The sequence below is a fragment of the Bradyrhizobium sp. AUGA SZCCT0176 genome, assembly GCF_018130145.1.
Classification (GTDB): Bacteria; Pseudomonadota; Alphaproteobacteria; order Rhizobiales; family Xanthobacteraceae; genus Bradyrhizobium.
Genome location: NZ_JAFCMB010000011.1, coordinates 102,653 through 121,808, shown reverse-complemented (window position 1 = coordinate 121,808; position 19,156 = coordinate 102,653). Strand labels below are relative to the sequence as shown.

The 19,156-nt window shown below is 63.3% G+C and carries 13 protein-coding genes (1 of these 13 only partly in view); 11 read left to right on the top strand and 2 right to left on the bottom strand.

The window, feature by feature from the left end:
* Positions 1 to 6: 6 nt before the first annotated feature.
* Genes JQ600_RS24315 through JQ600_RS24300 form a run of 4 tightly spaced genes read left to right on the top strand, consistent with a single transcriptional unit; the run spans position 7 to position 4,056 of the window.
* Positions 7 to 768, top strand: coding sequence for a glycerophosphodiester phosphodiesterase family protein (locus JQ600_RS24315; protein WP_212386146.1), 762 nt, complete (start codon positions 7 to 9; stop codon positions 766 to 768).
* Positions 765 to 2,306 carry an alkaline phosphatase gene (locus JQ600_RS24310; protein WP_212386145.1) on the top strand — a complete coding sequence of 514 codons (1,542 nt, stop codon included), beginning with the start codon at positions 765 to 767 and terminating at the stop codon, positions 2,304 to 2,306. The genes JQ600_RS24315 and JQ600_RS24310 overlap by 4 nt, the downstream gene beginning before the upstream one ends.
* The gene (locus JQ600_RS24305; protein ID WP_212386144.1) at positions 2,306 to 3,112 is read left to right on the top strand and encodes an inositol monophosphatase; all 807 of its coding nucleotides are present in this window, start codon (positions 2,306 to 2,308) and stop codon (positions 3,110 to 3,112) included. The genes JQ600_RS24310 and JQ600_RS24305 overlap by 1 nt, the downstream gene beginning before the upstream one ends.
* Positions 3,109 to 4,056, top strand: coding sequence for a sugar-binding transcriptional regulator (locus tag JQ600_RS24300; protein ID WP_212269141.1), 948 nt, complete (start codon positions 3,109 to 3,111; stop codon positions 4,054 to 4,056). The genes JQ600_RS24305 and JQ600_RS24300 overlap by 4 nt, the downstream gene beginning before the upstream one ends.
* On the opposite strand, the gene JQ600_RS36985 is transcribed toward JQ600_RS24300, so the two are convergent.
* Positions 4,031 to 4,465: a hypothetical protein gene (locus JQ600_RS36985; protein ID WP_249136056.1), complete on the bottom strand. Its 435-nt coding sequence runs from the start codon at positions 4,463 to 4,465 to the stop codon at positions 4,031 to 4,033. The two genes, JQ600_RS24300 and JQ600_RS36985, sit on opposite strands and share 26 nt — an antisense overlap.
* On the bottom strand, positions 4,462 to 4,671 hold the full coding sequence (locus JQ600_RS24290; RefSeq protein ID WP_249136055.1) for a hypothetical protein: 210 nt from the start codon (positions 4,669 to 4,671) through the stop codon (positions 4,462 to 4,464). The genes JQ600_RS36985 and JQ600_RS24290 overlap by 4 nt, the downstream gene beginning before the upstream one ends.
* A 452-nt stretch (positions 4,672 to 5,123) precedes the next feature.
* Between JQ600_RS24290 and JQ600_RS24285 the strand changes: the two genes are divergently transcribed.
* The 7 genes from JQ600_RS24285 to JQ600_RS36980 all read left to right on the top strand — a co-directional run.
* Positions 5,124 to 7,268, top strand: coding sequence for a type I secretion system permease/ATPase (locus JQ600_RS24285; protein ID WP_409363261.1), 2,145 nt, complete (start codon positions 5,124 to 5,126; stop codon positions 7,266 to 7,268).
* Positions 7,265 to 8,731 (top strand): HlyD family type I secretion periplasmic adaptor subunit, encoded by a 1,467-nt coding sequence (locus tag JQ600_RS24280; protein WP_212386142.1) that lies wholly within the window; start codon positions 7,265 to 7,267, stop codon positions 8,729 to 8,731. The genes JQ600_RS24285 and JQ600_RS24280 overlap by 4 nt, the downstream gene beginning before the upstream one ends.
* Before the next feature lie 1,008 nt (positions 8,732 to 9,739).
* Complete coding sequence (locus tag JQ600_RS24275) at positions 9,740 to 10,201, top strand: hypothetical protein (protein WP_212386141.1); 462 nt, start codon at positions 9,740 to 9,742, stop codon at positions 10,199 to 10,201.
* Between the two features lie 77 nt (positions 10,202 to 10,278).
* Positions 10,279 to 11,040, top strand: coding sequence for a hypothetical protein (locus JQ600_RS24270; RefSeq protein WP_212386140.1), 762 nt, complete (start codon positions 10,279 to 10,281; stop codon positions 11,038 to 11,040).
* Between the two features lie 650 nt (positions 11,041 to 11,690).
* The gene (locus tag JQ600_RS24265; RefSeq protein WP_312010871.1) at positions 11,691 to 12,311 is read left to right on the top strand and encodes a toxin-activating lysine-acyltransferase; all 621 of its coding nucleotides are present in this window, start codon (positions 11,691 to 11,693) and stop codon (positions 12,309 to 12,311) included.
* Between the two features lie 111 nt (positions 12,312 to 12,422).
* Positions 12,423 to 13,163, top strand: coding sequence for a hypothetical protein (locus JQ600_RS24260; protein WP_212386139.1), 741 nt, complete (start codon positions 12,423 to 12,425; stop codon positions 13,161 to 13,163).
* A gap of 12 nt (positions 13,164 to 13,175) precedes the next feature.
* A protein-coding gene (locus JQ600_RS36980) for a tandem-95 repeat protein (protein WP_249136054.1) crosses the window boundary here: on the top strand, positions 13,176 to 19,156 show its 5' portion. Its footprint extends 26,260 nt past the window's final position; 5,981 of the gene's 32,241 nt are visible here — the first part of the coding sequence; it begins with the start codon at positions 13,176 to 13,178; the stop codon falls past the right edge of the window.

The window sequence follows — 19,156 nt, the reverse complement described above, 5'->3', positions numbered from 1 at the left end:
CTCATCATGGTTCTTATCGCCGGACACCGCGGCGCCCGCGACCTTTGGCCGGAGAACAGCCTGCTCGGCTTTCGCAATCTGCGTGGACTTGGTGTTGACGCGGTCGAGTTCGATATTCATCAGAGCGTCGATGGTTCGCTGGTCGTCATCCACGATCCGCTGCTCGATCGCACCGCGCATGACACCGGGCCGGTCGGCGTTCGGACGCTGAAACAATTGACTGCCATCCGTCTGCGCGAGGCCGGCGAAGAATGCATCCCAACGCTCGATGCCGTGCTCGACGTGTACAGCGACTCACCGCTCGAGCTTCACATCGAAATCAAGACCGACGCCTTCGGCAATCCCTATCCGGGAATCGAAGGGCGCCTCATCGAGGCGGTCAAGCGGCGCGGGCTGGAGCGGCGCGCGGTGCTGACCTGCTTTGTCCCCGACGTGATCACGACGTTGCGGAGGCTGTCGCCGCAGGCGCGGGTGCTGGCCTCGCTGGACCGCAGGTCGGCGGAAATGATGGGCGGCATCTCGCCGGCGTTCGACCGTCTCGCCGCGATACCCGATTGCATCGTGGCGGTCGAGAAGTCGCTGCTGACGCTGACACTGCCGCTGGCGCTGAAAGTCTTCGGTTGCGAACGGCTCGGTGCCTGGGTGACGAACGAGCCGCAGGATATCGCCCACTGGCTCGCCCAGCCGGTGCGGCAGATCACCACCGACCGGCCCGATCTCGCCGTGAATATCAGGCGCGAACTGACGTCCGCGTCTGTGCCGTCATGAGCGGCATCACGATCCCGCGCCGGCGATTCCTCGCAGGCTCCTTGGCCAGTGCCGCGATGGCCGCGCCATTCGGGATCGTGCGCGGTGCGCCGGTGGCGTTCAACGCGGACCCATATACGCTGGGCGTAGCCTCCGGCTGCCCGCGCGAGGACCGCGTCATTCTGTGGACACGGCTCGCGCCCCGACCGCTCGAAGAGGGCGGCATGTCGCCTGCGCCGGTCGAGGTCGAGTGGCAGGTCGCGGAGGATGAAGGATTTGCGCGCATCGCCACGAAGGGCGTCGTGCAGGCGACGGCGGAGCTCGCGCATTCGGTGCATGCCGAGGCAACAAGCCTGCGGCCGGGGCGCGTCTACTGGTACCGGTTTCGCGCCGGTGCGGCGGTGAGCCCGGTCGGGCGTACCCGCACCGCGCCGGCCGCGGGCAACAGCCGCTTCCGCTTCGCCTTTGCCTCCTGCCAGCAGTACGAGCAGGGCTATTTCGCAGCTTATCGCGACATGGCGGCGCGCGATCTCGATCTGGTCGTGCATCTCGGCGATTACATCTACGAAAAGTCCTGGGGCTCGCGTCACGTACGTCAGCACGGCGTCGGGATTCCGACGTCGCTTGCCGAATTCCGCAATCGCTACGCACTCTACAAATCCGACGCCGACCTGCAGGCGGCGCACGCCGCCTTTCCGTGGTTGTCGATCTGGGACGACCACGAGGTCGCGGACGATTACGCCAATGACCGCTCCTACACGACGCGCGATCCGGAGCAGTTCTTGAAAGTCCGCGCTGCCGCCTATCAGGCCTATTACGAGCATATGCCGTTGCCGCCATCCGCCCGCCCGCGCGGGCCGAATGCGACCATCTACGAGCATTATCGTTTCGGCGACATGCTGGACATCATGCTGCTCGACGACCGGCAGTACCGCTCCGCGCCCGCTTGTGTGAAGGGAGGGCGCCCGACCACGGTGCCGGACTGCACGGAACGAACCGAGGAGGAACGCTCCATGCTCGGGCGGCCGCAGGAGCAGTGGCTCGACGCACGATTGCGCGACAGCCGCGGGCGCTGGACCGTCGTGGCGCAGCAGACTCTGATGTCCGAAAGCAAGCGCAAGGCGGACGATGGCAACCGCTTCTGGATGGATGGCTGGGACGGCTACCCCAATGCCCGCCGCCGGCTGCTCGATTCGATCGTGTCGCACAAATTGCGCAACCCGGTCGTCATCGGCGGCGACCGCCACGCTTACTTTGCCGCCGACCTCAAGCGCGATTATTCGCAGCCGCATGAAGCGGCCATGGCGACCGAATTCGTCGGCACCTCGATCTCTTCCGAGGGGCCGAGCGAAAGCAGCGTGGCCAAGGCGCTCGCCGACAATCCGGCCCTGACCTATGCGCGGGGCGACAAGCGTGGCTATGCGACCGTCGAACTCGATGCGCGATCGTGCACGGTCGGTTTCGAGGCGCTCGACGACGTCAAGGACGTGAACAGCGGTGTGCGCCGGCTCGCGACCTTCGTGGTCGAGGATGGTGCGCCCGGCGTGAAGGCAGCCTGATGCCGGTATCCGCCAGGACGGATCTGATGGCGCTGATGCGCGGCGCCGAGCCGGTGGTGGCGGAGGCGGCTGCGACGCTGGTCGCGATGCAGCGCGCGCCGCTTGCGACCGCACGCAAGGAACTACGTGACATCGTCACCGACGCCGACCTTGCCGCGGAAAGGATCGTGATCGACGGACTAAGATCGCTGACACCATGGGCGGCGATCCTGTCGGAGGAAAGGGGTTTTAGCGGCAACACAAGCGGACCGCGCTGGATCGTCGACCCGCTGGACGGCACCGTGAACTACGCCTCCGGGCTGCCGTGGTATTCGGTCAGTGCGGCCTACCATGATGGCGAAGAGGCGCTGGTCGGCCTGGTTCAATCGCCGCTGGCCGATGTCTGCGCCCGCTACGTGCAGGGCGCGCTTGCCACTGTGAACGGTGAACCCGTGCGGGTGTCGAGCACGCGTTCGCTTTCCGATGCGGTGGTATCGGTGATCTTGACCTCGCATTATCAACCCGACGAGGTGCGGATGGCCGCTGCCATTATCGAGCGGCTCGGCTCGGCGGTTCGCGGCGTCCGCATCGTGGTCTCGGGCGCGCTCGAGATGACATGGATCGCGGCCGGCCGGCTCGACGCCTTCGTGTCGATCAAGGCCGATCTCGTCTCGCACGCCGCCGCGATGCCGCTGGTGCGCGCAGCGGGCGGACGCGTGACCACGATCGCGGGCGAGGCTTCGCAGTTTGACGATTTGCAAAAGATCGCCTCAAATGGTCACATCCATGACGAGCTTTTGCGGTTGCTCGAGGAGATTACGCTTTGAGTGACCAGACCATCCTGCGGGTCGCCTGGCTCTATTACATGGAGAACCTGACCCAGGCCGAGATCGGCGAGCGGCTCGGACTGACGCGGGCGCGCGTCAACCGCATGCTTTCGGAGGCGCGGCACAGCGGCATCGTGAGTATCAGGCTGAACTCGGCGTTCGCAAGCTGCACCGAGCTCGAACATCAGTTGCGGCAGCAATGCGGGCTCGACGACGCGGTGGTGATCCCGAGTCCGGAAAATCCCGAACTGGTGGCAAGCCTGATCGGAATGGCGGCGGGCGCCTATTTGTCGAAATTCCTGGAAGAGAAGAAACCACGCACCATCGGCATCGGCTGGGGCGCGACCTTGCGCGAAACCATCCGCCATGTGACGCCCGCGGAGTATCCGGATCTCTGGATCGTCTCGATGATGGGCGGGCTCTCACGCGGGCTCGAACTCAACACTTTCGAGATCGCAGGCGAGCTTGCGCGTCGGCTGCACGCCAAGTGCAGCTATCTGGCTGCCCCGATCTATGCCAGCAGCCGGAGATCGCGTGACACCTTCATGGCACAGGAGGTCTATGCGGAAGTGTTGGACCGCGTCGAGCGGATCGATCTTGCGCTGCTCAGCATGGGCGACCTCTCGCCGCGTTCGCTCCTGGTGCGGCACGGGCTGCCGCCCGATGTCGGCATCGAGGATCTGCGCGCCGCCGGCGCCGTCGGTGACGTGCTCGGCCAATATCTCGAGCAGTCTGGCCGGCAGATCAACCACGGCATCAATTCGCGCGCCATCGCATTGCCGATCGAGAAGCTGGCACGGGCGCCGACCGTGATGCTGATTGCGGGCGGGACCAACAAGGTGCCGGTCATCGCGGCGGCGCTGCAGGGGCGGATCGGCAAAGTGCTGGTGACGGATGAGAAGGCCGCCGCCGGCGCGCTCAAGTTGATCGGCAAGCGGCGGTGAGCATGTGGCACGGATGCCCGCGGTGCGTCCCTCGCGCCTCAAGCCATGGGTCAGCGCGACTACCGCGAACTTGGTCATCGCGTAGCCGACGTTGGATCCGACGCGCCTTCCGGAGAGCGAACCAGATTGACAACGCGGCCGTCGCCCTGACCCACGAGATCGGGCTCTCGGCGTCATAGCGATGCGTCATCAGCCTCTCGGAATGCTGAAGGCGATCTGGATCGCAAAGTCCGGCGGATACGCGGATGCCGTGCCGGCCGAGCAGCCCGAACAGCCGCTCGCACCCGACGGCGTAAGCGTACTTGCCGTGGGAGGCGCGGCCGAACAGCGCGTCCTCGCCGAGCTGCAGTTCGACGGTCTTGCCCTTCAGGGTGACGGTCACCGCGACCGGGCGGATCGAAGCACTCATTGTCCGCTCCAGTCCCGCCGCCAGTCGGCGGGGTATCGCAGGCACCATTGCGCCAGTTCCAGCATGCCGACCAAACACACGCCATCGTGCCGCCGGATGTACTCGATCAGTTTCTCGACGATCTCGACCCGGGCCGGCGAACCCGAACCGCAACCGACGCGGGGATGGACGGTCAGGTTGAAATAGCCACCCTTGTGGGTTGCCACGGTGTGTACTCCGGTTCGCGTGTGCATCAAGAATGCAAAATGCGACGATTTGGCTTCCAACCGGAGCGGGAGTGACCCTGGAAAAAGCGGCGTAGACAGACTTGCTCACGCCGTGGCCCCCATGATGGATTGGAGCGAGAGTCCAGGCTTTTCAATTGGTTGGAAGTCGATATTTGCACGATATATGCACCGGGAGATCACGGAAATCCGGTCGCTTCAGCCGCTATTTTCGCGAAGCCTATGGCGTTAGCCCCTTCGCCGTGGCTCGAAAGGGCGCGCCGTGATGACGGGTCGAGATCGAATGCATTGCATTCGCTTTCTGCGCGAGTCATTGAAGGGCGGGGGGCTGACAACATCCTGTACGAGTGTCCGTCGGAACCCGGAATGTGCTGGCTGGGTGTGACGTCCGGATGAATATAGTTGCCGATGCTCGTAACGTGACTGCGGACGCAGTGGACGGCCATCGTCCCGCATTCCCGGTATCGCTGCTCTCCTTCATCCTGGTCGCCAAATTCCTCGGCGTCCCGGCCGATCCGGCCCAGATCGCCCATGACCACGGCGCGCCGGGTGAGGGCTACCGCCTGGAAGACCTTGCCCGGATCGCCAAGCGCCTGAACATCGTCGCCAGGATCAAGCCTTGCGCCGTCGCGGAACTCCACAAGGTGCCTTTGCCGGCGCTCGCCGAATTGAAGGACGGTGAGGCCGCCATCCTGCTCAAGGTCGACCAGCAGCCGGATGGAACGCGCTTTTTGATCCAGCGCGGCGATGGCGAGCGCCCGGAAGTGTGGTCGGCGGAAGATTTCGACGGCAAATATGCCGGGCGCCTGCTCCTCATGACGACGCGCGAGCTGATGGCTGGCGCCACCCGCCCGTTCGACATCAGCTGGTTCATTCCCGCCCTCGTGAAATATCGCGGCGCGCTGCGCGACGTGCTGATCGGGTCCTTCTTCCTGCAGCTGATGGGGCTGATCTCGCCCATCTTCTTCCAGCTCGTCATCGACAAGGTGCTGGTCCATCAGTCGCTGACGACGCTCGACGTGCTGGCGATCGGGCTGGCGGCCGTGCTGATCTTCGAGACCGGACTGTCGGCGCTGCGCAACTGGCTGTTCGCCCATACCACCAACCGCGTCGACAGCGAGCTTTCGGCGCGGCTGTTCCGGCACCTTCTCAACCTGCCGCTGTCCTATTTCGAGGCCCGCCGCGTCGGCGACAGCGTCGCCCGCGTGCGCGAGCTCGATCGTATCAGGGAATTCCTCACCTCGAACGCCGTCACCGTCGTGATCGACCTGTTCTTCACGATCGTGTTCTTCGCGGTGATGTATGCCTACAGCCCGTTGCTGACGCTGATCGTGACGCTGTCGATCCCGCTCTATCTCGCCATCTCCATCATCATCACGCCGCCGCTGCGCGCGCGGCTCGACGAGAAATTCCGCCGCGGGGCGGAGAACCAGTCCTTCCTCGTCGAAACCGTCACCGGCATCGGCACGCTGAAGGCGATGGCGGTCGAGCCGCAGATGCGGGCGAAGTGGGAGAAGCAGTTCGCGGGCTACACCGCCACCGGATTTCAGGTTGCGACGCTGGCGAACTGGGGCAGCCATCTCATCCAGCTGGTCTCCAAGCTGACCACGGTAGCTATCCTGTTTTTCGGGGCGAAGGCGGTGATCGCAGGCGACCTTTCCGTCGGCTCGCTGGTTGCCTTCAACATGCTCTCCGGGCGGGTCGCGCAGCCGATCCTGCGCCTCTCCCAGCTCTGGCAGGATTTCCAGCAGGTCCGCATCTCGGTCGACCGGCTGGGCGACGTGCTGAACGTGCCGGCCGAGCCCGACCACAACCCCAACCGGGCAAGCCTTCCCCCGATCAAGGGCGCGGTCAGCTTCGATCGGGTTCGTTTCCGCTACCGCCCCGATGCGCCCGAAGCGCTGCGCGGCGTCTCGCTGTCGGTCCAGGCCGGCGAGATGCTCGGCGTCGTCGGGCCGTCCGGCTCGGGCAAGTCGACGCTGACGAAGCTGGTGCAGCGTCTCTATGTTCCGGAGCAGGGCAGGGTGCTGGTCGACGGCGTCGACCTTGCGCTGGTCGATCCGGCCTGGCTGCGGCGGCAGATCGGCGTCGTGCTGCAGGAGAACATCCTGTTCAACCGCTCGGTGCGCGAGAACATCGCGCTGGCCGATACCACCCTGCCGATGGAGCGCGTCATCGCCGCCGCCCAGCTCGCCGGCGCGCACGAGTTCATCCTCGCGCTCTCGCATGGCTACGACACCGTGATCGACGAACGCGGCGGCAACCTCTCGGGCGGGCAGCGCCAGCGCATCGCCATTGCGCGGGCGCTGATCGGCAATCCGCGCATCCTGATCCTCGACGAGGCGACCAGCGCGCTTGACGCCGAGAGCGAGGAAGTCATCCAGCATAACCTCGCCGGCATCGCCCGCGGCCGCACCGTCATCATCATCGCCCATCGCCTGTCCGCCGTCCGCAAGTGCGACAGGATCGTCACCGTCGAAGCCGGCGAGATCACCGAAATCGGCGATCATGCGACGCTGCTGCAATCGGGTGGGCGCTATGCGCAGCTCTACACCAAGCAAATGGGGCTCGGCACATGATGGCGTGGCTGGCCGGTCGCTTTCCGACGCTCGCCAAGCATTGGGCGGTGCTGCGGGCGAGCTGGGGCATGCAGAACGAGGCCGATCGCAACAAGCGGCCGATCTCCGATCACGAGTTCCTGCCCGCCGCCCTCGAGATCATGGAGAAGCCAGCGAGTCCCGGGCTGCGCATGCTGCTGCTCATGACCTGCGCCTTCTTCACGGCGGGTCTCGTCTGGTCGATCATCGGCACCGTCGACGTCGTGGCGGTGGCGAGCGGCAAGATCATCCCGTCCAGCAAGGTCAAGACCATCCAGCCGATGGAAATCGGCCAGGTGCGCGCCATCCATGTCACCAACGGCCAGCATGTCGAGGAGGGCCAGCCGCTCGTCGAACTCGACCCGACGCTTGCGACCGCCGACGAACAGCAGGCGCGCCAGAACCTGCTGGCGTCCAGGCTCGTGCATGCCCGCAACGCCGCGCTGCTCGCCTATCTCGACGGTCATCCGACCAGTTTCGCCGCGCCGGAAGACGCACCACCCGCGACGGTCGCGGTCGAGGAGCAGTTCGTCCGCACCAGCATCGCGGAGTACGAGGCGCAGATCGCCAGCCTGCGCCAGCAGATCGCGCAGCGCGCGGCTGAACTCGCGTCCACCGAGGTCGAAATCCACAAGCTCCGGCTCACGCTCCCGCTGGTCGACCAGTCGCTCGAAGCCCGCCGGAAGCTCACCGACCAGGGCAATTACGCCCGCCTGAAGCTGCTCGAATACGAGCAGCAGCGCATCGAGCACATCCAGAATATCGACGTGCAGCTTGCCAACACGGTGAAGGCGCGCGCGGCGATGAGCTCGCTGGAGGCCGAGATCCGCAAGCTGCGCGAGACTTTTGGCAAGACCGCCGTGACCGAGCTGGTCCAGGCCCGCGACAAGGCGCAGCTCGCGGCCGAGGAATTGCGCAAGACCACGCGGCGCCGCGAGTTTCTGCAGCTGCGCGCGCCGGTCACTGGTACGGTGCAGCAGCTCGCCGTCTCCACCATCGGCGGCGTGGTGCAGCCGGCGCAGGCCCTGATGATCATCGTCCCTGATGGTGCCGAGATCGAGGTCGAGGCCCATGTCCTCAACAAGGACATCGGCTTTATCCGGGAAGGCCAGCCGGTGCGGGTCAAGCTGGAGGCGTTCCCCTTCACCGACCATGGCCTCGTGCCGGGGATCGTCGAGGGCATCAGCCGCGATGCGATCGACCTGTCGCAATCGCAATCGAACGGGCCGCAGCGCGACGAGAAGAACCGGCCGATCCAGCCCGGCCTCGTCTATGCCGCCCGCATCCGCCTGCTGGAGACCAGCATCCGCGTTCGCGACCGCAAGCAGGCGCTCGGTCCCGGCCTCTCGGTGCAGGCCGAGATCAAGACCGGCCAGCGGCGGGTGATCCAGTATCTGCTCTCGCCGATCATGCAGGCCCTCGACGAGGCGGGCAGGGAGCGATGAGGGGGGTGATCATCTCTCACGTCGTCCCGGCGAAGGCCGGGACCCATACCGCGTGACCTCTCGATGAAGACGCGGTAACAGAGACCGTTCGCAAAACTTCTTCCTGTGGTTATGGGTCCCGGCTCAAGGCCGGGACGACGGCGGTGTTTGTTTGTGCCACCATCATCCAAAACGCAGTTTCGCATTCTCGCGGCGCATTGCGCCCGAGCTTTGCCAGAACCTTCCCGCCCTCTCAAGACAGAGGGCGCAGGGAATGCCGGATGCGCGCTGCACCCGCGGTCCCGTGTGCGTTTAGTGCTAAGTAGGCTGCACACGAGCATACAGGGCAGCGGAGAACATCCGACATTCCCTGCGCAATGGCTTTACGGCTTATGCCGTGATCTCCCCGGAGACGAGTTCTTGGTTGACTCCGTCGCTGCCGGTTCAGCTCTCGCCTACCCGACCGCTTGACGCCTGCAACGGGCGCCAGGACCACACGGTTTTGCCGTACGCTTAATCCACGCCCATCGTCTCAGCGTAAACAAGCGTCCATCGCAACCCGCCCAACGTCCGTGACGACGGCCGACGCCCTTCTGAGTAGGACGGGATGGGCAAACATATGCACCTGATTTTCCTTCCGGTAAACAGAAATATTTTTTAGTCTGGGGCTTGACATAATTTCCGAAAATCAGCACCGATTTGCCCGTCGGGTTGATTTGTCGCAGGCGGGGCGCAAGATTGTGCTTGCGTGCGAGGCGCCGGCGCGAAGCTCGCAGATGGGTAACGGGCTCTTGTCCTTGCCCACGGCAGCAGATTGCTCGTCTCCATTCACGGAAAGTTAGGGCTCGCTCCGCGTTCTCGTTTACAACCCGTGGATGTGATGGCTAACTTCATCCTCGGGCGACGAATCGACGCTTTCCCGTCACCGTCGCGCGCCAAGGCGGATGGAATTGCGGGCATGTTGTATGCAGAATATCCGGAGGTCTGAACCATGCCGCTGCTGTTCGGCCGGTCGGGTCGGGGACACGAATGAAACGCCTCGCTCTCGTCGGACGTGGCCTTGCTGCGATTTTGTTGACGGGAATAGTGTCGCCATTGATATTTGCAGTGGGGTTTGCGGCAGTTGGCCTTCTCCAATCCGGCCGTCGTGACTTCACTGGCGTCGCGGAATTTGTTTCGGCCGTATGGTTCGTCGGCAGCTTCATCGCACTGGCCTTCGCGATGGTTATCGGCCTGTGCATCGAGTGGCCGAAATCGTACTGGCTGTTGAAACGCTCAGGAGGATGGTGGGTATCCTTCCTGATCAGCCTGTTCGCCGCCGAACTGCTTTTTCATTCAACGCCGTTCATCGGCATCGGGCAAGGGACCGCCGAAACCTCCGATCTCGCAGGCGATCTCATCTTCTTTACAAGTGCCGCCGCCATTGGCGGCATTTGTTCCGCTGCGTTCTGGTGGGCGCTCGTGGTGCGGCCGGATCGGAGGTTTGCGTGACGCGATCGGCAACAGCTGGCCTGGCTCCCGTAGGGCGGGTTGGCTTTAACCCGCCATCTCGCGATCCAAGCGGCGGGTTGAAGAGAACCCGCCTTACGCAGCTGGCGCTTGTTGCGGTGGTCGCGTTGAGAGTGTTGGGCGGCCTCTGCCCCGATCCTGCTCATGCGGACGAGGTGCCCAATCGGGGTCGGGCGGAATACCTCCACTTCTCGCTCGACATGACCCCGATCCGGATCAGCCTCGTCAACGACGCTGTCGGCAAGGCAAACTTCCCGGATCTGGTCGTGCCGCGGGCTTATGTGGTCTTCGTGGAGAGCGCACCGCCTAGCAGCAAGGGCCCGCTGCCACCGCTGCTCAAATCCGACGACGTCCTACTGATGTTCGTTGGCGGCAGCGGCGAAGCCTGGAGCGTGGCGGTGGCGGCGAAGGCGCGGCGAGACGGTATCGATCAGAATACCGCCGGCCATCGCATGCGTGCCGAGGAGACTGTCGTCCAGATCAAAACCAGCGCGCACGCTGACTTTGCCGAATTTGCGCGCGCCAATGTTATGCGGTCCGCGCCGAATCGCCAAGACGACAGCTTTGAAGGATTGGCGCATTACCGGGGCGTCGCCAGCTACTCCAACTATATCGGCGGATACGATGACGAGTTTTTCTCAACGCAGTGTGAGGCGAAGCTGAACCCTGTATTCTTGTGTAAGTACACGATGTCAATCACCGAGGGCGTCGTGGCCTATGTGAGTTTTGTCGATTTCCGCCTCTATGGCGGCCGCGCCTATGCCAACCACCGTCTGCGCTTCGTTCGCGAAGTTGTCTGCCGTTATCTCACCCGCTGCTGATTCCCATCCTGGAGCTCGCGTAGGGCGGGTTGGCTTTAACCCGCCATCTCGCGATCCAAGTGGCGGGTTAAAGAGAACCCGCCCTACGCAGCTGGCCTGAAGAGAATATTATGCCAACAGCGCCGCGTGCGCTGGCAAATTCCAGTCGTCGGAGCGCTATATCCAGCCGTATATCGCAGCACGATCGATCCATCGCCCCAATGCGAAAACCGCGTTGCTTACCGCACCGCGCGCCGATTCGTTCGAGTGGAACCCGAAGCCCGGCACCGGACCGGTAGACAAAACAGACACAAAACGTAACCTGCGGACAAGTCGCGAAATGTTTTTTGGTGGGAAGTGCGAATTCGTCTTGAGGTTGTAAAAATATTAATGTTCCATGAACGCACAGGAACAGGGGTGGTGGGGCCACTTCCGACCATAGGCGGCAGGACGACGCGCGCGCATCCACGGTTTCGGCCAGACAGGCCGAACCGGTCGGGCGTCCACTTGCCGCCATGCTAACGGAAGGTGCCGCCGGCTAAAAATGCCGGCCAATCTGCGGTCTGGTCGATGGCGGGCTTTGACCCGCGCGCGACCCGGCCGCAAGCTCATATCTCCCCTGACAACGACACGCCCCGACCGGGCGGATTGAAAAGCAGAGGAGAGAGCCCGTGGCAAAGAGCACGAACGGAACGTCAGCAGCAGCCGAGAAGCCGGTTCTGAACGGGATCAAGGGCGGAGTTCCGGCCGGGGAGGCCGCTCCGGAGGCCCGCGCGCTCGATCCGGAAGTGCTGGCGCAAATCACGGCGTTCAAGACGCGGATCCAGGCCAGCGTCGGCGAAGTGGTCCTCGCGATGCTGAACCTGCCGCGCTATCGCAACCAGACGCTCGCCGACGTCATGCATCTGGTGGTCGAGCCGATGACCCGCGACCGCATCGCGATCGCGAAATCGGGCGGCGAAGGCAAGATGGAGGAGACCGCCGGCATCGCGATCTGGGCCAGCGTCTCCGACGAGGTCGACGCCAAGATCCGCGAGCAGATCCAGGCCCGCGTGTTCCCGGTCCGCCTCAAGGCCGAGGACTGGAACAGCGGCGAGACCACCTGGCTGCTCGACGTCATCGCCCCCTCGCAAAAGGTCGCCACCGCCGTGCTCGCGAACTTCAAGCAGGTCGTGAAGGACAAGCCGGTTCGTATTCATCCGATCGTGAGCCAGCTCGTTGATCCGGCGGTGCTGGAGAAGATGAAGGTCAAGCCGGTGGGGGAGGCTGGGAACAAAGGCGAGAGCGCATGATGTTCTTCAACCTAGTTTCTGCGCGCGGTCGCCACCGTGGGAGTCGCCGGGTCGCTGCAAAGTGGCACGCCTTCCAGGGTCACGCCAATCTCCACCCGTGGAGCTAATAGCATGAGTCCTGAATCCGACGAGTCGTCGCCTCCACCAGAGAAGATGTTCGAACCGACGAGCATCGACGAATTGCTCGAACTGACAGCTTTTCTCCGGGCTGATGAAGCGGCGGGACAGGCATTCGATCGTGTTGGTGTGCATGGCGATTTCACACCCGAAGAAGTCAATGTCATTGCGCGAATGCTGGCCGACTTCGTTGCCCGCAGGAACTGGCGTGCGCCAGATCGCAGGCCCACCACATTTGCTCACGATTTCTGCGGCGCGGTCCCGTTCCCGCCGCTCGACTCCACACGTGATCCTCTGCTCCTGAACCTTGCGGTCACGCTCGCGCGATGGATTGGCGGCGGCGCGATTTCCGGCGTCGACGATCCGGAGGCCCGGGCCTTTCTGGAAGATCGGTTCTTTCAACGGGCGGGCGACCGCAGCGGCATCTTGACTACGAAAGCGACGGCGGACGAGGTGATGTGGATGGCCCGCGGCTTGATGGCGAACTCCGCCTATTGGGACGTCGTCAAGGAAGTAGTCAAGCGGGGCGAATTTGCCGGTATCGACGACGACCTTCTAAGGGATGTCGTGACGCCGCTTGAGGACGCGATCACGGCCAAGTATGGGCTGATCAATCGCGGCCATCTCGGTGTGCACAGTCTCTTGCGCGCAATTGCGATGGGTAAGATCGACAGTTTGGATTCTCCGGAGGCATGGGAGTCCATTCGCGCGCGCAAGATGTTCGTGCGGGACTGAAGGGAACGAGCGATGGCTGCGGAACAGTTTCTAATCGTCGATACCGGCTCACTTTATAATCTCTTCGTGTCCGGAAGGCAGGCCGCATGGGATCTCCTGACCAAATTCGACGGCACGCGTCGCGTCATCATCCCGGACAACGTTGTTAAAGAGCTGGAGAGGAAGTTCGGTCTCGGTGAAACCTTGACGAACTGGATCATGACCAAAGCGGGCAAGGTCGTGGTTCCAAACTTTAGCCTGCCTACAGGGGCGGGCGGCCAACTCGGCGATGTGGCGATAGAAAAATTGATGCAGGGCGTCGATTCGGACGCAAAGGCGGCGATGCGTACCATCGCGCCGAACGGTTCCGTGTTCCGTCTTCTGACCGACGATACGAACTTCTACAACAGACTAGAGTCGGGCCTGCTGGATTCGGGCGCCAAAACCAACAATTTCCGGAATCTCGCGGCCGCAAATATGTACAAGGAGCCCTATGTGGGCTCGTGGGAATTCCTCGGCCAGCGCGTTGCAAACGGCGACCTTTCAAAGGCGCAGTACATCCAGTGGCGCAACACGTTTTCGGCGTCAGGGCAATTGGCGTCGCTCGGCCAGGCAGGCAGCAAATTCAGGAGCGTCATCCTCAACGACGCCAAGCTCACCAAGCTCAATCCATCGAGCGCCCAAAAGATACTCGGCAATATCGATGGCGGGGTTACACCCAAATTCGCGATCGCCGGCGGCGTCATCGGCGGCGCGTTCCTGGTCGCCAAGAAACTCGGCATCATCGGTGACGTGATTACGTTCGCCACCACGGCCGCGACGACGGAAGAGTTGCGGCAGCAAGGCAAGATCAAGGAAGCCAATACCATATGGGCGAGATACATTTTTGAAACGGCTGGTGGCGTGGGAGGCGGCGCCCTCGCCGTAGCGGCGCACGGATTGATCCTCAGAGGGTTCGGCGGAATCGTTGGGACGCTGCTGGCTGGGGTCGCGGGTGGAATCGTAGGTCACTTTAAGGGCGCGGAACTCGGGGAATATCTCTATAAGCAAGCTCCGCAGGCATTCGACCCGTTCTTTGAACGGATCTATGCCCTTGTCGACCAGCAGAAGGACCTGACGCCGACCGAAGCGATGGGCCAGTCCTTCCTCAAAGCGTTCGGTTTCGATCTCACCTCCTCCGACGGCACGCTGGGCACCGATTGGATGACGGGGTTCTCGCACGATGAGGTCAACGGTAAGGGCAGCGATGATGTCATCATCGGGTACAACGGCGATTTCATCAAGGCTGGCGCTCTGGTCGACCCGGACGATCCGGAGAGTGATCGGGCGATCAAGGATCTTCGGCTGAAGCTCGACGGCGGCGATGGCAACGACGTCGTGATCGCGTTTGGCGGTGATCGCGCCATCACTATCGGGGGAATGGGCAGGGACTTCATCTTCAATACGTCCAATGGTGGCGAGATCTACGGCGACGTGATGAACTCCACCGGCCAGGCGGTGGAAGACAGCGCTGCGAATGCCGACAACATCTGGTACTCAGCTAACACCGTCGTCAAGGACGCGCAGCACCATGACGTCCTCCAGTTCTATGGATTGACGCTGACCGGCGGCAATGCCGAGGGTGGCATTGCTGGCCTCGTGGCGTTCGGTGGCATTGGTGCTGCCGTTGGCATGGCCAACTTCGCGGTCTCGGTGGGTGCGGGCGGTGGCAAATTCGATCCGGCGCGCTCGATCTACTTCGACCATTTATTCCCGTGGATGACCTATGCCTTCCGGCCCAACGGCAACGGTGGGCTGGACATGTTCGTCACCAACCAGTTCGACCAGCTGTTTACGGCGGTGTTCAGCGCCACACCGAGCGAGTCCTACAAGGCACAGCAGGCCCTCGATGCGCAAGGAATCCTCAAGGGCTGGATGAAGGTTGAGAACTTCGACCTCATCGGCAGCTATATCGGATTCAACCAGACCCAACTCACCGGCCAGGGCGACTTCGGCATGGTGTTCAAGGGGGTCAATCCGATCGCCAATCTCATGACGATGCTCGAACCGCTCCTCGGGGTGTACGGCATTGCGATCGCCGCGGAGTATGGCGGCAACGTGCTGATCGATCAGGCGGTGACCCTGGCCGCGGCCGCGACGCGACTTGCCAAGGGCATGAGGTGGTTCACCGGCACCGATCCGCTGGTGATCGATCTCGATGGTGATGGCATCGAGACAACCGAGATCGGGGTCAGCCAGGTCTATTTCGACATCGACGGCGACTTGTTCGCCGAGCGCACCGGCTGGCTGAGCGGCGATGACGGTTTTTTGGTCCGTGACCTCAACGGCAATGGCGGGATCGACGACATCTCGGAAATGTTCGGCGGGGTCGGCCAGTCCGGCTTTGCCCAGCTCGCGGCGCTCGATTCCAATGGTGACGGCAAGATCACGGCTGCGGATGTGCTGTGGTCCGAACTCAGGGTTTGGCAGGACTACGACCGCGATGGCGTGACCGATGCCGGCGAGCTGAAGACGCTCGACCAACTCGGCATCGTCACCCTCGATCTCGGCGCGACCGCAATCGACGTTGTCACCCCGCAGGGCGCGCGACTCACCGGCGTCGGCGACGTCACTTTCGAAGATGGTGCCGTGCGCCAGATGTTCGACGCCATTCTGGCCTCGAACGATACCGATACGAGATATGGCGGCGAGTCCGGCCTGGCCGACTGGCAATCCAGCTCGACGCTGGATGTCAAGGGATTTGGGCGGATAACCAACCTCGCCATCACCATGGCGAACGATATCGCGTTCAGCGAACTGGTGACGTCCACCGCCGCGGCTATGACCACGCCGAAGATACGTACGCTGGTCGCGCAGGTCGGTGACGTGCTCGGCGCCTGGGGCGCGGCGCTGGAAGAGACGCGCGAGCTGACGCCGGTGCTGGTCGGCCTCGACGGCAACGGCAAGGCCGTGCTGCTCGACCGCGGCGTCTATGTCGAGGACGCCCAGGGCGGCTACTGGACGCTCGCCTCCGGCGCGCCGGTGCTCGACGCGCAGGGACAACCGATCGCGCGCGCGACGATGCAGGACGTGCTGGCGCAAGCAGCGGCGTCCGGTGCCGGCTGGCGCCTCGAGCAGACCTGGTCGCCGTCGGACCGCGACGAAGCGGTGACCCACCGCGAGGCCGCGCCCTATCTGATGGGCGTCCTGAACGGACGCGCCGTCATCATCGACTACGGCATCAAGCAGGCGGACGGTACGTGGAAGCTCGCGTCCAATTCTGCGACCAGTTATGCTACCAGGGGTGATATTCTAGCGCTCGCGCATCCCACCGGCACCGAATGGCGGACCGAAGAGATCGGCTTCAACCCTTATGCCGACCTTCCGGTCGACGAGATCGGCGTGCGCTTCACCGACGGCATCGCCGTCGACTACACGGTTAAAGTCACCGACCAGGACGGCACCTTCTACGTCTGGGCGCGCAATCTCGATCGCGCCATCGAACTGGAATGGAAGACCGGCGACTCCAGAGAATTCAACCTGCGCAACTATGCGATCGATTTCGATACGCTCGACGAGGTGAATTCGATCGACGATTCCACCTATCGCGTCGAAATGCTTACCCCCGCCCAGTTCCATTTCGCGACCTCGCTGGGCGGCGTCGACTTCCGTCCGGAGATGCTGACGGCGCATCTCGATAATGCGACCGGCCACATCGCCTACGCCGTCGGTCCCGGCGGCAGCGCCAATCTTTCGACCGACCCGGCGCAATATGTTTCCGGCATCGCGACCATGATCGACATGCTGCAGCCGGTCATGGAGCAGTATATCGCGACCTCGCGCCGCTATGCGGTCCGTGTCGCCATCCAGGGCGGGCTGAAGGACTTCTTCCAGGGCGTCAAATACGACATCGCCTCCGACAGCTACAAACCGAACACGAACCGCGAACTCGCCCCGATGTTCGAGGCGATCTTCGCCGGCGCGCCGGCCAGCAACGCCGACGATGCCGTGTTCGATTACCTCGCCGAGTGGAACGGGATCCTGGCGCAGGTCTATCCGGATTATCGTCCCGCGGGTGAAGGAAACCTCGCCGGCAGCACGCTCGCCGTCGACCAGGCCTTCATCATGCAGATGATGCTGCCGGCCTTCGAGACCGTCGGTGTCGATCTCGACATCCGCGGTGTTGCCCACGCGCTGTCGATCAGCGACGAGCGCATCATCACCCACGCGGCCGGCGACACCATCGTCAACGGCACCGATTCTGCCGACTACTTCTACATGACGGACGGCACTCAGACGCTGCGCGGCGGGCTTGGCGCGGACTTCTATTTCGTCGGCCGCAATTCCGGCGACGATTTCATCGACGACAAAGACCACGGCGACGGCGACCAGCTGCGCTTCACCGATGTGCTGTCCAGCGACGTCAAGGCAATCCGCGACGGCGAGGACCTGATCCTCCAGATCCGCGGCCGCACCAACACCATCCGCCTGACCGACCAGTTCAAGGGCGAACTCAATGAGCTCCTGACCAACGGCAAGCGGATGGATTCCGGCGTCAGCGCCATCGTCTTTGCCGACGGCGTGGCCTGGGACCGCTTCCGCATGTCGGTGGAAGTGCTCGACCGGGAGCGCGCCGCGGGACTGTTCAATGACAGCCTGATGGGCTCGGGCTCGGCCGATATCCTCTGGGGCGGCAAGGGCAACGACTATATGAGCGGCGGCGCTGGTGGAGACATCTATGTCTTCCAGGCCGGCGACGGGGACGATGTTATCGACGATCTCGGCAACTTCTCGTTCGGGCCGGTCAAGGCCGGCATCGACGTCCTCAGCTTCAAGGCCGGCATCAAGACCGAAAACCTGAAGCTGATCCGCGACGGCGAAAGCGCCAATCTCAAGATCGTCATTCTCGATGACGACGGCAACCCGACCGGCGACACCCTCGAGATCATCGGGCAGTTCGCCGGCATCAAGACCGGGCTCGGCCTGTTCTCCGAGGCGATGGGCGGCAGCGACGGCCTTGACTATGTCGCACCGAACCTGATCGAGCGCTTCACCTTCGACGACGGCTCCGCCCTCGATTTCAAGCAGATCGTCCAGCAAGTCCTTCTCAACGCCAAGACCACTGGCGACGACGCGATCTACGGCATGATCAACGCCAACACCCTCGATGGCGGGGCGGGAGACGACTTCCTCTCCGGCAAGGAAGGCGACGACACCTATATCTATGGTCGAAACTACGGCCGCGACGTCATCATCGACAACGCTATACCCGGGCTGTTCGATCCGCCGCAGCATGACAAGCTCAAGTTCATCGACGAGATCCGCTGGACCGACCTGGATTTCCTGCGCGACGGTGCGACCGATACGCTGCGCATGCGCGTCAAGGGCACGAATGATGAAGTCGTGCTGCAGGATTTTCTCGACACGGTCCCGATCCTCGGCTTCATCAATTTCATCGAGGACATCGTCTTCGGCGACGGCACCACCTGGACCGGCTTCAAGCTGGCCCAGCACTACATCAACATCGCCGCGACATCAGGCAACGACACGATCTACGGCTACGAGGAGCTGTCGGATTCCATCGAAGGCGGCGCCGGCAACGACCGCCTGATCGGCTTCGGCGGCAACGACGTCTACTATGTCGCGATCGGGGAGGGCAACGACACCATCCTCGACTCGTCGGGCAACGACCAGCTCATTCTCGCCGGCATCGCCTCGACCGACGTCGATTTCACCCGCACCGCGCTCGACCTGATCATCACGGTCCGTTCGACCGGCCAGCGTTTCGTGCTGGAGAACCAGTATGTGCGCGACGCCGGTCAGACCTTTGCGGTCGAAAACCTCGTCTTCACCGACCGCGCGGTGTCGTTCCTCGACGTCAATCCGGAAGATATCGACCTTGTCGGGACCAATGGCGACGACGCCATCACCGGCTCGAATTTCGCCGAAACCCTCGACGGGCGCGCCGGCAACGACACGCTGACCGGCGGAGACGGCGGCGACACCTACAAGTTCGACGCCGGCTATGGCGAAGA